Source organism: Pseudomonas sp. DF5 (assembly GCF_058148225.1).
Genome location: NZ_JBYVYM010000022.1, coordinates 72,432 through 88,067, shown reverse-complemented (window position 1 = coordinate 88,067; position 15,636 = coordinate 72,432). Strand labels below are relative to the sequence as shown.

Below are 15,636 nucleotides of genomic sequence, written 5' to 3'. Positions count from 1 at the left end.
GCGAAAATTCTGAAAAGCCATCGCACATGACCGCTCGTCGCAAACCCACCGTCACCTGTCAGATCTGACAGTAGCCGTTTTTCTTCTTTCGCGGTGTGATGAGGCTCGCTCCCGAAATGGCTCGGGCACAACGCGCCAGGAGAACAAGATGAGCATCAACGTCAATTCAGCACAGGCCAGCGCCGGACTTTTGTTGGTGCCCATGTTCATCCCGGGGTGGAGAACACCCGTGCAACCGGCGGGGCTCGCCCACGGCGGCATACCCTTGTCCATTTATCAGGCGCCTAATGGCCTGGCACTGGTGATTGATCCCCTCACGATGCTGAAAACTTTTACGCTGGATGCATTCGACACCGTGGAGGTGTGGGTCAACGGCAAAGCCACTGCCGTGAGCAAGGTCATCCTGCCGGGAGAAGAGCAACTGCGCATTCTCCTGTACCTGCCGCTGGGGAGGCTGGTGAACGGCGTCAATCAGCTGTTTTACCGGGTCACCCGGCCCAGCGGGAATTTTGAGGACTCGACCCCGGTGCTGGATGTGCTGTATCACGACCCGGCACCCGGTAACCCCGCGCCGGCCGGTATCACCATCGTCTTTCCACCCAACATCGTCGCGAACGGCGTCGGTCCTGCAGATGCAGCGACGGGGGTATTGGCCACCTTCATCATCAGCTTCGCGCGGCCATATGATGAGATTCGCCTGGACGTGGGCACCTGGAGCACCACGATTAAAGTCACTGATCCTGCCAAGGCGATCACACTGACCCTGACCGCCGCTGATTTCCAGCAGATCGGCGACAACGCCAAGATGCCGGTCAAGTGCACAGTGACCGACCAGTTGGGCAACGGTAACCAGTCGGCGACAACCTATCTGGACATCCACGCCAACCGTCTCGATCTGCTGGCCCCGACCGTCAAGGGGCAGACAGGCAACAACTTCAATCCGACCCTGCAGGACGTTGTGACGGTAGTGCCGCGCGGCTCGCTGCTGCCCACCCACAAGGTGACCATGATCTGGCGAGGCGCGACCGGCACGTCGGCGGCGGGCTCCTACACTAGCGCACCACGGCTGGTCAGTTCGGGGCTGGAGTTTGTCGTGCCGCGCTCGGTGCTGGCCTACAGCCTGGGCAAAACCGTGACCGTCAATTACGTCATCGAACACAACGGCATGACCTTCACCTCATTACCCTTGTCGCTGAACATTCTGCCGTTGCCGACGACGGCGCTGATCCCGCCGAAGATTGTCGAGGCCGATGCCAACAATGTGCTTGACCTGATGGCACTGGGCACCAAAGACGCGACCCTCCACGGATTGCTCTGGACGCTGATCGAAGCGGGTCAGCAAGTGCGGATGAGGCTGGAGGGGAAAAAAGCGGACGGCACGGCGCACAACCTGCAAGTCTGGAGTGGCGGAACCTCAAAGGTCAACGCCACGTGGGTCAGCCAGGGCTTCTGGCCATATACATTGGCCAACAGCTACCTCAAGCTGCTCGGGCACGGTTCTACATTGACAATCAAGTTCAAGGCGTCTCTGGATAAGAGCAATGTCGAGGCAACGGCGGTGGTGTTTCCGGACCGTACCTACACCATTAAGTCGGTGGAGCTGGTTGTTCCGACCTTGAGCAACGTAACGGATGCCGGCAACAAGGAAGTTCCGGAGGGTGGGCTGACCGCCAGTATCACCCTGAAGCTCAAGGGCACAGCCAGCAAGGGGCAGCCCGTCGAGATCTTCGACGGCAGTGGCCCGAGCGCGGTGTCCAAGGGCACGGCGACCGCCAACGCGACAACGGGGATCTGGGAACACACGATTACCGTGCCGGAGGGCGGTCGCCGCTTGTATGCCCAGTCGCGGTATCACCCCACCCCCGTTTACTCCAACGTGCGCAACCTGACGGTGGTGGCTGTGATTGTGCCGACGCTGGTCAATGTGCTGGACGCCAACAACGTCGAAGTGCCGGAGGGCACCAGCACCATCAAAACCACATTGAAACTCAAGGGCAAGGCGAGCAACGGCCAGCAGGTTGAAATCTTCGACGGCAGTGGCTCGAGTGCAGTGTCCAAGGGCACGGCGACCGCCCACGCGACCACGGGAATCTGGGAGCACACGATCACCGTCGCGCAGGGTGGCCACCGCTTGTACGCCAAATCGCTGTATCACCCCACCGCGACTTACTCCAACGTGCGCAACCTGACGGTGGTGGCCACCAAACCAAGCATCACCGCACTGACGGATTCCAAAGGTCCGGTCGCCCATAACGGAACGACTTACGACACCGAGGTCACGGTGACCGTCGCTGCCGATCCGAACCAGAGTATCCAACTCTACGATGGAGCCAAGGCCATTGGGGCGCCTATTCCACTTGATAGCAAAGGGAGTGGGACTACGAAGTTATCGGCTCTGGAGCAGAAGGTTTTTTCCCTCACCGCCAGAGCCGTTTATGGCAATCAGCTGGAATCCCCCGCGCGCATCTTTACACGCAAAGCCCATCTGGCAGTGACCCTGACGTCGGTCAAGCATTCGCGAGGAGAGCTGGGCGAGGGACAGAGTACCGCCAGTGCCTCTGTCACACTGGAAGGATCGGTGACACCTTTTTATAGCGTGCAGATCCATCACAACAACAGTGCCAAGAATATCGTGCAGAGCAACGCAAGTGGCTTCTGGACTACCCCCCTGCCCATCGTCACTGGCCTAAACAGGGTATACGCCACAGCAGTAGCGACCGGGTTGAATTCCAACTCACGGAGTTTCACCAGAGTAGTGCCATCCACGTCTGAAAATTTCGATCAATACTCAACGAGACACGTATCGCCAGGTCTAAACATCCCACTAAACAGCATGACTATTTACCATTTAGGGGGCACCGGCTTTATCGGGATAGCTCCACTGGCTGACTTATTCACTGGTCCCTATCCTCAGATACCGGGTAAAAGTAGTGGGCAGACTCTGGAGATGCATTGGAAAGGCCTTGGCACGTCACAACATATGCGTATTCGATTCAACTGGGGCTATTCCAGCGTCAGTTTTTTTGTCAGGTTCGCGCAAACCCATAATCTATGGATAAGATTTTTAGACATAAATAACAACATAATCCATCAATACACACTCCCACTTAATTTCGATGCACAACTTGTTAGTTACTCGCATCCCAGTACCGATATTTGGGGTGTAGAAGTCCAAACCTCGACAACTGATTTAATTTCTATTGATTGTTTCAAGATGACTTACAGATAATTTATAGGCTGAAATATTACTCCAACAAAACGGTCTTTCCCGGCCGATTTGGGCAACGCTCAACCGCCAACCAACAGTTTGTCGGACGAAAATGGGCGTATCTGGGCACGCCATTATTTATCAGCCCTGCCTCTCCTAAGCCTGAGTGAGAAATAAACAGCGATGTTTAAAAGACATCTCCAGACACTCACTCAGGCTACACATCCTTGCGTCGTTACCTACGACTGCGCCAGAATCCGCCGGCTTGTGCGCTTTGTGTCTGGTCTTTATCGTTTCCGGGTCGCTGAGATTCAGCGATCGGGTTTAGCGACTTGGACTATTCAAAGTGCATCAGCGCTCCAGACTTTATTGCCGACTTTTGACGTCTGCAATTACGTTATGGTGGCTGTATGCGGGAGACCCTCGGGTCTACCGGGTGCCTTTGACCGGTTCGCTAACCTGCATACAGTCACCACCCTTACCTGTTTAGCGACAGGTTCTGATGGTGCTATTTCCAAAGGAGATTCACCATGTTCAAACCAACACCCAACCCACCCGAAACCGACGACGTTTCCCCCTACGAAACCCCGGACTCCAAAAAACTCAACGAAGCCGCCGAGCGCGCCCTCGATTACTACCTCAAACCGTCCGCCCCCAAGCCCCCGCGAAAACCGAGCACGATTTACACCGTTGCCCCGGACATCGACATCGAAGAGCTACTGGCCAATGCCTGCGAGTCCTTTGCCTCGGCCAAGGTGATCGCCAGTGACTGTGCCGGGTTTCTGGAGGGGCCGCAGCGCAATACGATACTGGGTGTCGCGCAGCTCATCATGTTCGGCGAGCTGGCGGTGAGTCGGGCGCTGGACAGTCTGGAGCTGAAGGCTGACCCGGCCCTATGACCTGAGGTCAAACGCTGACCCCTGTGGCGAGGGAGCTTGCTCCCGCTCGGCTGCGCAGCAGTCGTAAACCCTGTATATGCGGTCTACCTGATGCAATTGGGTCGAATGGTTTTGGGGCCGCTTCGCAGCCCAGCGGGAGCAAGCTCCCTCGCCACATGAGGTGTATCCGGGCACAGGGCCGGTAGATAAATCCTCAAACAACAAAAAACCCGCCATCCCCTTTCACCGGGAATGGCGGGTTTTGTCGTTTCAGATCACACGGTATCCACTTTCAACGAATGGTCATTCAACATGCCGTTGATAATGGTCGCGGTATCGTGACCGCCGGCAATCACACCATTCGCTCCGGGGGTGACGCCGTAATGGCTGGCCAAATTCACCCCCGCCAAGTCAATGGTCTGGCTCGGCGTGGCGCCGGCCATGGTGCTGACGTCGATGCTGGTGACCAGTGAGGCGCCGCTGCCGGTGACTTTGAAGTGCAGGTAGTCATCCAGCGATGCCGCGGTGCCGTTCTCGCCTTGCAGTAGTTGCGACAGGTCGAGTTTGTCGGTGCCCGGCGTGAAGTCGGTGATGACATCGTGGCCGCTGTTGCCTTTAAGCCACTGGAAGGTGTCGGCGCCGCTACCGCCGGTGAGGGTGTTGTCGCCCAGGCCGCCGATCAGGAAGTCGTCGCCGCCCCCGCCGTTGAGCACATCGTTACCCAGACCGCCGTTGATGATGTTGCCGTTGTTGTCGCCCGTGAGGCTGTCGTTGAAGTTCGAGCCCGTGAGGTTTTCGATGCCGGTCAGGGTGTCGGTGCCTGCGCCAACGGTGTTTTGCGCGGTGAGCAGGCTGAGGTCGACAGTGACGCCGGCGGTGGCATGGGCGTAGCTCGCGGTGTCGTTACCGGTGCCGCCGTCGAGCAAATCGTTGCCCGGTCCGCTGAACAGCAGATCGTTACCGGCGCCGCCGTGCATCTCGTTATTGCCTGAGCCTGCGGTGAGCACGTCGTTGCCGTCACCCGCATTGATAATGTTGTTGCCGGTGCCTGCGATCAACACGTCATCGCCCGAGGTGCCGGTCAGTGTATGGCCGGCCTGATAGGTGATGTCGACTGCCGCGCTGTCGTTGCCACCGTGGTTGTCGCTGGCGGTGTAGGTGCCGTGGAAGTCTGGCGCGGAGTCCTGGGCTCCGGCGTAGTTGACCGTCATGGTCAGTTGATAGTTTTCCGCCCCCTTCCCGCTGTTGCCCGGCCCCCCGTCGTCGATATTGGTGATGTGGATCTGGTACGTGCCGTCCGCCGTGGCAGTGATGGTCTGGCCGTCGGCGAGAGCCATGTAAGCGCCGCCGTTGACCGAGTACTCCATGGTGACGTGGCCGGCCGCCAGGTTGTGGTCCAGGTTGAGGGTTTCACCCTGTTTGAGGTTGACGGTGATGCGGTCCTCATCGTTGGCATTGTTGGCGCTGACCGCCCCCAATGCCCCGCTGACCACCAGCATGGCGGTCATGGCGGCAGCGTTGGCGACGAATGCGCTGCGGGCGATGGTCACGGCCTGGACGTTATTGCCGGTGAAACTGAAGCTCGAGTTGGTGCCGGTAAAGTCCGCCCCCTTGGCCGTCCAACCCGTGTTGAAGGTAGTCGGCGATGCCGTGAGCGCATCACCGTTGGGGTCGGTGTCGTTGGCCAATAGCAGCTCGCCCGGCACCCCGATACTGCCCGACAGCACGTTGGTGATGATGTGATCATCGACCGCCACCGGTGGCGAATTCGGAATCACGTTGACTGTCAGGGTCGAACTGGTGAGATCGCCATCGTTATCGCTGGCGGTGAAGCCGATGTTTTCGGTGATCTGCACGGCCGTGGTTTTCTGCGAGGTGTAGATGTACTCGCCGGTGTCGAGGTTCACCAGCAGCGTGCCGCTGTTGTTGGTGGCGATGCTCAGGGTGTTGTCGACGGTGTTGAAGGTGCCGTGGTTGGCGCCGCCGCTGAAGTTCAGCGAACCCTGATTGCTGTTGGCTTTCGGGTCGTAGGTATAGGTGGTGCCGTCGACCGTGAGGGTTTTGATGAAACCGCCATCGGCGCCGAACGTACCGCCCTCACCCAGCAGCGAACCGGTGACCGGCGCGCCTTGCACCGTGCCCGAGAGGACCGAGTTGAGTTGGTTGAGGTCAGTCACCACCACAGCGTTGGTGTCGGTGTGCGTGCTGCCGTCATAGGCCACCGGATCGAGGCTGGCGTTATTGACGCCGCTGCCCAGGCCGATGGCGTAGTTCTTGATGCCATTGGCGTCGAGGAAGGCTTTGAGCGCGATCTCGTCCGCGGTGCCGATGTCGCCTTCGTTGGGTTTGCCATCGGAGAAGAAGTAGCCGACGTTCTGCGCCCCGGTGAGTTTGCCCGAGGTGTCGAATGCGGTTTCCATGGTCGCCACGGCTGCGTCGTAGTTAGTGCCGCCGCCCGCGGTCAGCGTAGCGATGATCGACTTGGCCGTCGCCACATCGACCCACACCGAGGCCTGGTCGGTGGCGCTGCTGCTGAAGGTGACGATCTGCACCTTCACGTCGCCCAGGTTGTCGTACTTGTCGAGCAATGCGCTGATCGCCTGCTTGGCCAGATCCAGCCGCGACAGGCCCGACACGCCGGAAGGGTCGTCCATGCTGCCGGACACATCAATCACCAGCATCAGGTTGGAGTCGATCTGCACGGCCGGCACCGAACGGTCCGAGGCGACGGCGTGAGGCACGTCATCGACGATGTTGACCACAAGGGTGCCGGTGGTGCTGTTGCCGATGGCATCGGTGGCTAGGTAGGTGAAGCTTTCGTTCAAGGTGTTCGCGCCATCGTTGGCGTTCGGCAACGTTTTCGGCGCCGAAGTCAGCGTATAGGTGTAGGAACCGTCGGGATTGAGCAGGATCTGGCCGTAGGTGCCGGTGGCGCTGCCGACCAGGGTGTAAGTGATCGCGCCAGTGGCGCCAGAGACCGAGCCTGCCAACGTACCGGAGCCGGTTTCACCGGTGTTGCCGGGCTCGCTGCCGGTGACGCTGCCCGCCGCCAGGTCCTGCCCATCCTGGGTCAGATCCAACGCCTTTTCGTAGACAGTCACATCGGTATCGGTGGTCGCTACGAGGCAGTTGTTGGACACGTCAACGGTGATCGTGGCGGTGCTTTCATCGCCGTCGGCATCACGTACGGTGTAGGTGAAGGTGTCCGTGGCGCCCGCTTCGCCGACCGAATTCGGGTTGCTGTGGTACACGGCGTTGCCGCTGGCATCCAGGGTCAGGTAGCCGTAGGTGCCGGTGATTTGCGTGTTCAAGCCACCGATGGCCGAGGTCGAGGTGTCGCTGCCGGCGCGCACGCCGACCACTGCCCCACCCAAGGCCGGGCCGTCAGCACCGAGCACATCGTTGTCCAGCACATTGCCGCTGACCGTGCCGCCCTCCACCACCGAAACCGAATCGCAATGGGCCGTCGGCACGTCATCGACGATGTTGATCACGATGGTGCTGGTGACGCTGTTGCCCAACGAGTCAGTGGCCTGATAGGTGAAACTTTCGCTCAGGGTGTTCGGCCCATCGTTAGCGTGAGGCGTGGTCGAGGGCGCCGAAGTCAGGGTGTAGGTGTAGGAACCGTCCGGGTTGAGCAGGATTTGCCCATAGGTGCCGGTGGCGCTGCCGACCAGGGCGTAAGTGATTGCACCCGTGGCGCCAGTGATTGAACCGACTAATGTGCCGGAGGCGGTTTCACCGGTGTTGTCAGGCTCGCTGCCGATGACGGTGCCCGCCGCCAGGTCCTGGCCGTCCTTGGTCAGATCCAACGCCTTTTCGTAAACGGTCACGTCGTTATCGGGGGCCACCACGAGGGAACAGTTGGAGATGTCGATGGTGATGGTCGTGGTGCTTTCATCGCCGTCGCCATCGCGCACGGTGTAGGTGAACACGTCCGTGGCGCCCGGTTCACCGACCGAGTTCGGATTGCTGTGGTACACGGCGTTGCCGTTGGCATCCAGGGTGAGATAGCCGTAAGTGCCGGTAATGTGCGTGTTCAAGCCACCGATGGCCGAAGTCGAGGTATCGCCGCCGGCGCGCACGCCAACCACCGCGCCACCCAAGGCCGGGCCGTCAGCACCGAGCACATCATTGCCCAACACATTGCCGCTGACCGTGCCGCCTTCCGCCACTGAGACGACATCGGCATGAGCGGTTGGCACGTCATCGACGATGTTGATCACGATGCTGCCGGTGACGCTGTTGCCCAGAGAATCGGTGGCCTGATAGGTGAAGCTTTCGCTCAGGGTGTTCGGCCCGTCGTTGGCGTGAGGGGTGGTCGTGGGGGGCGAGGTCAGGGTGTAGGTGTAGCTGCCGTCCGGATTGAGCAGGATTTGCCCGTAGGTTCCGTTGGCGCTGCCGACCAGGCTGTACGTAATGGTGTCGCTGGTGCCGGTGACTGAACCCACCAGCGTGCCCGAGGCGGTTTCGCCGGTGTTGCCAGGCTCGCTGCCGACGACCGTGCCCGCCGCCAGGTCCTGCCCGTCCTTGGTCAGGTCCAGCGCTTTTTCATTAACCGTCACATCGGTGTCGGTGGCAGCCACGAGGGTGCAGTTGGCCACGTCGATGGTAATGGTGGTGGTGCTTTCATCGCCGTCGGCATCGCGCACGGTGTAAGTGAACACATCGGTCGCGCCAGGGCCGTTCACGGCATTTGGATTGCTGTGATAGACCGCATCGCCGTTGGCATCCAGGGTCAGGTAGCCATAGGTGCCGTTGATTTGACTGTTCAAACCACCGATGGCTGAAGTCGAGGTGTCGCTGCCGGCGCGTACGCCGACCACCGCGCCACCGAGTGCCGGCCCGTCGGCGCCGCCGATGTCGTTGCCCAGCACGTTGCCCGAGACCGTCGCGCCCTCGGCCACTGAGGCGTGGTCCGGGTTGGCGGTGGGCAAGTCATCGACGATGTTGACGTTGATCTGGCCCAACGCCGTGCTGCCGTCGACGTCAGTGGCGACGACATTGAGGTTCTCGGTGATGCTGTTGGTGCCGTTGGCGTTCGGGTGGGTTTCGTTATCCACCAGGGTATAGCTGTAGCTGACCACGCCGGTCGCGCTGTCGTAACCGGTGACGGTCAGCGTGCTGCCAAGCGGAGTGACGATCGACTGCGGGACGCCTGCGGCCACGCCACCGGTGACCACCGCGATGCCGCCCACCGCCAGGGTTTGCAAACCGTCGAGCGCGGTGACGGTGAAGGTGCCGCTCTGGGTCAGCGCCGGTGTGTTGGGGCTGCTGCCGTCGCTGAGGTTTTTTTCGTAGACGGTCAGTTCGCCGCCGTTGACGTTCAGGCCATCGAGCGTCACCAGGTCGTCGTTGTTATGGATGTTCAGCACCAGCGTCGCGGTGCTGGTATCGCCATCGGAATCGGTAAGGGTGTAGACGAAATTTTCGGTGCCGTTGCCGCCGCCGTGCAAGGCTTTGAAATCGGCATCGTTGGTGTTCAGGGTGTAGGTGTAGGTGCCGTTGGCGTTCAACACCAGGGTGCCGAACGTCCCGGTGAAGGTGCCGCCGATGATCGGCCCGCTATCGGGGCCGGTGGCAATGCGGTCGGCGCCCTGGACGTCGTTGGGCAGCACGCTGCCGGTCAGGGTCAGCAGGGTTTCCGATGCCGTATTGGCGTTGCTGTCATCTACGGCATGAGGCAGGTCATCGACGATATTCACATCAAGACTGCCAGTCGCGGTGGTGCCGTTGTCGTCCACCACGGTGACCGCAAACTGCTCGGAGAGACTGTTGGCGCCGTTGGCATTCGGATGCATTTCGTTGTCGACGAGGGTGTAGCTGTAGCTGACCACGCCGGTCGCATTGTCGTAACCGGTGATGGTCAGCGTGTTGCCGAGTGGCGTGACAATGGCATGCGGGAAGCCTGTGATCAGGTCACCGGAAACCACCACGATGCCGCCCACCGTCAGGGTTTGCACACCGTCCAGCGCAGTAATGGTGAATGTGCCGCTCTGGGTCAGCGCCGATGCATCAGGGTTGCTGCCGTCGCTGAGGTTTTTTTCGTAGACGGTCAGTTCGCCGCCGTTGACGTTCAGGCCATCGAGCGTCACCAGGTCGTCGTTGTTATGGATGTTCAGCACCAGCGTCGCGGTGCTGGTATCGCCATCGGAATCGGTAAGGGTGTAGACGAAGTTTTCGGTGCCGTTGCCACCGCCGTGCAAGGCTTTGAAATCGGCATCGTTGGTGTTCAGAGTGTAGGTGTAGGTGCCGTTGGCATTGAGTACCAAGGTACCGAACGTCCCGGTGAAAGTACCGCCGATGATCGGCCCGCTGTCGGGGCCGGTCGGAATGCGGTCGGCGCCCTGGACGTCATTGGGCAGCACGCTGCCGGTCAGGGTCAGCAGGGTTTCCGACGCGGTATGGGCATTGCTGTCGTCGATGGCCTTGGGCACATCGTCGGTGATATTGACGTCCAGCGAACCAGTCGCGGTATCGCCGTTGCTGTCGTTCGCAACCACAGTGAATTGTTCACTGAGATTGTTGGTGCCGTCACCGGCGGAATGGGTTTCGTTGCCGACCAGGGTGTAGCTGTAACTGACCACGCCGGTGGCCGGGTTGTAGCCGGTGATCGTCAGGGTGTTGCCCAGTTGAGTGGTGATCGACTGAGGAAAACCGATGGGCACCCCGCCACTGATCACGCTGATCCCGCCGATGCTCAGGCTGGTCAGCCCGTCGGGCGCAGACACCGTGAACGTGCTGTTCTGAGTCAGCGCCCCCGGGTTGCTGGCCGACCCGTCCGCCAGATTGGCTTCATTGAGGGTCAGTTCGCCGCCCGCCACCGACAGGCCGGTGAGGGTGACCGGGTTATTCGGCACGTCCGCGACAACCGGCGCGGCGATGCTGTTATTGCCATTGTCCGGCGCAGCGTCCCGGCGCTCCAGGGGGAATTCGGGAATACCGTTGAAACCTGCGGTGGGGAAACCGATGGTGGGATCGACCCGCCCGCCCACTTCCTCCAACAGCACAAAACTGTGACCACCACCCAGTGCACCACCGGGCGCGCCCGTGCCCGGTCCGGCGGCGGTGGCCTCAGCGGTCTGGGTCGGGTCGGCACCGGCGGCAATGGCTTTTTGCAGTTGCTCGACATCGGTCAGTTGCGCCTGGCTCGGCGTCACCGCATCGGTGGTTTCCACATGCGGCACTTGATGCGCCAGTAACTGGGCATTCATTTGCAGGCTGCTGTCACGCCCCAGGGTCAGCTCCTGGCCATTTTGCAAATGCACCGCCACCGCCCCTTCGGCCCCGGTGACCAGTTGCTCGCCGGCAAACAGCCGATCGCCCTCGATCAGTGCGCGTCGGGTGCCATCACCCGCCACTGCGTAAACCTGACCGATGACCTTACTGACAATACCGATGAGCGTTGCCATGTGCATTCCTCCGCTGCCAACTGCTGTCGGCATCCTGTTTGCGCGAAAAAGCGTGCTCATGGTTCAAGCAGGTGGTTGGCGAACATTAGCCAGGAGGCGTTTAACTAAAGTTAACCACTGCCTCCCCGCCCCCTCGCCAAGCGTGTCGTTCGCAAGTCATTTGTTTGAATCGGGATAAAACCCTCTGCAATCAATGGCATCGGAATCCCACTTTCAAAAGACCGGCCTGCGACCGATGCGTAACGGTTTTGAATCACCAGAGTGACAAAAAAATGTCGCCTCTAAACCGTCTCGCTCTCCTCCCCTCCAGCACTTCTTCGCCCTGTGTCGAAAAGTGAATGGAACTTTCAGAAACCCTGCCTACGCTCCGCAAAGCTAATAAAACAAAGGGTTTCGCATTGAACAATGTGCTGGATTTTTCAGGGCGCATAAGTTTTTTTTGGCATAGCCCTTATGAAAATTTTTTCTTAGCTACGCTTCAGGATGTTCTTAGCTCTGTTGTTACAGGCATGAAACGGTTTCAACTAAAAATATCGTCAAAAAAATGGCGACCGTTAAGCACCATCAGGAATCAGGGAGATGCACCCATGCGCGTTTTAACCCCCCTTTGCAGTGCGATTCTGCTGGCCATGGCCTGCACTTCTCAGGCTCAGGCGATGTCATTGACCGAGGCGATCCAGAGCACCATTGCGACCCATCCGGAACTGGCGTCGCGGGTCGATGCACGACTCTCGGCCGATGAGCAGATTAAAGTCGCCAAAGGGGGCTTTTATCCATCGGTGGATTTGAACGCCGCCTACGGGCGTGGCTACAGCGATAACACCACCACCCGGTCGCGGGGCAATCACAACACCGAAATCCTCACCTACACCCAGTCGGAACTGCGCCTGCGGCAGATGCTGTTCGACGGTTTCAACACCGCCAACGAGGTCGCGCGCACTAAAGGTGTGGCCAACTCGCGGGCTTATTACGCTCAAGGCACCGCCCAGGACCTGGCCCTGCGCACCATCGAGGTGTACCTCGAAGTGCTCAAGCGCCGCGAACTGGTGACCCTGGCCAAGAACAACCTGCAAGCGCACATGCGGGTCAACGATCAGATCAGCCTGCGTACCCAGCGTGGGGTCGGCAGCAACGCCGACTCTGACCAGTCCACCGCTCGCCGGGCGCTGGCGCAAAACAACCTCGATACCGCCGAAGTCGATCTGGCCGATGCCGAGGCGAATTTCTACAGCGTCGTGGGGCGCATGCCCGATGAACTCGAAACGCCACCGTCGACCCGTGGTGAATTGCCCACCACCCTGCCGGAAGCCCAGCAGAGCATGATGGAAAACAACCCGTACCTGAAATCCGCCCAGGCCGACGTGCAATCGGCCGAGAGCCAGTACGAAGTCGCCAAGTCGCCGTTCTACCCACGCTTCGACGCCGAAGCGGCGATGGGCGCCAATAACAACGTGCAGGGCGATGAAGGCCATGACAACGAATGGCGAGTGGGCGTGGTGATGAACTACAACCTGTTCCGCGGCGGCAGCGACAAGGCCCGGCTGGCCTCCGATGCGCACCAGATCAACCAGGCGCTGGACATCCGCAACAACGCATTGCGCCAGCTCAACGAGAACATCCACCTGGCCTGGAACGCCATGCAAAACGCCAAGAAACAAACCCCGACCGCCCGTGAATACGCCGAAACCACTACTCGGGTGCGGGCGGCGTATCAGGATCAGTTCGGTCTCGGCCAACGGACCCTGCTCGACTTGCTCGACAGCGAAAACGAGCTCTACAACGCCAACCGCCGCTACACCGAAGTGCGCTACACCGAGGAGTTCTCGATGTACCGGGTGCTGGCGAACATGGGTCAGTTGCTGAGCAAGCAACGGGTGGTGCTGCCCGCCGATGCGATCGCCGCCACCGAAGTGAAAAACGAAGCGCGCTTGCCTGAACTCAAATGAAGTAACGCCGTGTAGGAGCGATCAATGTGACCAGCATGGAAACCGGCAACACGGGTGTCGATCCGCGTCTGAGCTTCGATGATCCGCTTCTGGACGGCCTTTTGATTCTTTGCAAACTTCATGGTGCGACGGTCAGTCGCGCCAGCCTGAGTGCCGGGCTGCCAATGGCACACCAACGCTTGAGCCTGGACCTGCTGCCCCGCGCAGCGGCCCGGGCCAGTTTGCAGGCGCGGGTGCTGCGCCGTGAACTGGCGGATATTTCCGCGCTCAACCTGCCGGTGATGCTGATCCTCAACCATGGCCGCTGCGCGGTCTTGCGCCGTTGGGGCGACGATGGTCAGGCGCTGATTCTGCCCAGCGAAGCCGACGGCGGAGAACAATGGGTCAGCACGGACGAGCTGGCCGCCAGCTACAGCGGCCAGGCCTTGTTCGCCCGGCCGCGGCATGAGCTCGAAGATTTGCGCGCACCGCTGGTGCCGCGGGTCGAAGCGTGGTTTCGCGACACGCTGAAGCTGTCGAAATGGCTGTACAGCGATGCGATTCTGGCGAGCTTCCTGATCAACCTGCTGGGCCTGATGGTGCCGCTGTTCGTGATGCAGACCTACGACCGAGTGGTGCCGAACCAGGCCACTTCAACCTTGTGGGTGCTGTCGATCGGCTTGCTCATCGGCACCGGTTTCGAACTGGTGCTGCGGGTGGTTCGCGCGCATTTGCTGGACACCGCCGGGAAGAAAACCGACGTGATTCTTTCGGCGACCCTGTTCGAACGCATCACTGGCATGGCGATGAAGGCGCGCCCGGCGACCATCGGCGGTTTCGCCCAGAGCATTCATGACTTCCAGGGCCTGCGGGAGTTTCTCACCGCCGTCACGCTGACCAGCCTGATCGACATGCCCTTCGCCGTGCTGATGCTGGTGGTGATCGGCCTGCTCGGCGGCTGGCTGGTGGTGATTCCGCTGCTGGCCTTCCCCATCACGATCCTTTTCGCCATGGTGATTCAGGCGCGTCTGCGCGACACCGTGCAGAAGAGTTTGAGCCTCGGTGCCGAGCGCCAGGCCCTGCTGATCGAAACCCTCGGCGGCCTGGAAACCCTCAAGGCCTGCAGCGCCGAAAGCGAGCGCCAGCACAAATGGGAAAACACCCACGGCGCCCTCACCCGCCTCGACAGCCATGCGCGCAACCTGTCGGCGCTGGCCACCAACGGCACGCTGTTCATTCAGCAGTTCTCCGGCATGGCGACCATCGTCGCCGGGGTCTACAGCATCATCGCCGGCAACCTCAGCGTCGGTGCGCTGGTGGCAAGCTACATGCTCGGCAGTCGCGTGCTCGCGCCGCTGGGGCAGATCGCCGGGCTGATCACCCGTTACCAGCAAGCGCAACTGACCATGAAAAGCACCGATTCGCTGATGTCGCTGCCGCAAGAGCGCGATGCCAGGCAGCGGCCGCTGGAGCGCACGCAACTGCAAGGCGCCCTGGACGTCAGCGGCGTAACGTTCCACTACAACGGCCAGAACGCGCCGGCCCTGGCCAACGTCAGTTTCAGCATGAAACCGGGCGAGCGGATCGGCATCATCGGTCGCAGCGGTTCGGGCAAAAGCACCTTGGCGCGGCTGGTGATGGGTTTCTACGCGCCGGAAGAAGGCCAGTTGCTGCTCGATGGCCTGGACCTGCGGCAACTGGACGTCGCCGACCTTCGTCAACAGATCGGCTATGTCGCCCACGACCTGCCCTTGTTGGCCGGCAGCCTGCGCGACAACCTGACCCTCGGCGCACGCTACATCAGCGATGCCCGGATGCTTGAAGTCGCGGAGCTGACCGGCGTGACCGAACTGGCGCGTCAGCATCCACAAGGTTTTGATCGGCCGGTGGGCGAGCGTGGTCAACTGCTGTCGGGCGGGCAACGGCAATCGGTGTTGCTGGCGCGAGCCTTGTTGCTCGATCCGCCGATCATGCTGCTCGATGAACCCACCAGCGCCATGGACAACAGCAGCGAAGACATCCTGCGGCAGAAACTCCACGGCTGGGTCCAGGGCAAAACCGTGCTGCTGGTCACCCACCGCACCTCGATGCTCAGCCTGGTGGATCGGCTGGTGGTGCTGGACAACGGACGGATCGTCGCCGACGGCCCGAAAGAAGCGGTCATCGATGCATTGCGCAAGGGCCGCGTCGGCTCTGCGACGGTTTAGGAGTTG

At 60.6% G+C, this 15,636-nt stretch carries 5 protein-coding genes; 4 read left to right on the top strand and 1 reads right to left on the bottom strand.

Annotated elements, in window-relative coordinates; genetic code table 11:
* Positions 1-148 precede the first annotated feature (148 nt).
* On the top strand, positions 149-3,229 hold the full coding sequence (locus AC30D7_RS20085; RefSeq protein ID WP_490135218.1) for a hypothetical protein: 3,081 nt from the start codon (positions 149-151) through the stop codon (positions 3,227-3,229).
* A 509-nt stretch (positions 3,230-3,738) separates the two neighbouring features.
* The gene (locus tag AC30D7_RS20080) at positions 3,739-4,107 is read left to right on the top strand and encodes a DUF6124 family protein (RefSeq protein WP_490135217.1); all 369 of its coding nucleotides are present in this window, start codon (positions 3,739-3,741) and stop codon (positions 4,105-4,107) included.
* A 254-nt stretch (positions 4,108-4,361) separates the two neighbouring features.
* Here AC30D7_RS20080 and AC30D7_RS20075 read toward each other — a convergent pair whose 3' ends face one another.
* Positions 4,362-11,498: a retention module-containing protein gene (locus AC30D7_RS20075; RefSeq protein WP_490135216.1), complete on the bottom strand. Its 7,137-nt coding sequence runs from the start codon at positions 11,496-11,498 to the stop codon at positions 4,362-4,364.
* Positions 11,499-12,085: 587 nt separating this feature from the next.
* On the opposite strand from AC30D7_RS20075, the gene AC30D7_RS20070 reads away from it, so the two are divergent.
* Positions 12,086-13,444 (top strand): TolC family outer membrane protein, encoded by a 1,359-nt coding sequence (locus tag AC30D7_RS20070; RefSeq protein ID WP_490135215.1) that lies wholly within the window; start codon positions 12,086-12,088, stop codon positions 13,442-13,444.
* 26 nt (positions 13,445-13,470) lie between these two features.
* On the top strand, positions 13,471-15,630 hold the full coding sequence (locus AC30D7_RS20065) for a type I secretion system permease/ATPase (protein WP_490135214.1): 2,160 nt from the start codon (positions 13,471-13,473) through the stop codon (positions 15,628-15,630).
* Positions 15,631-15,636 lie beyond the last annotated feature (6 nt).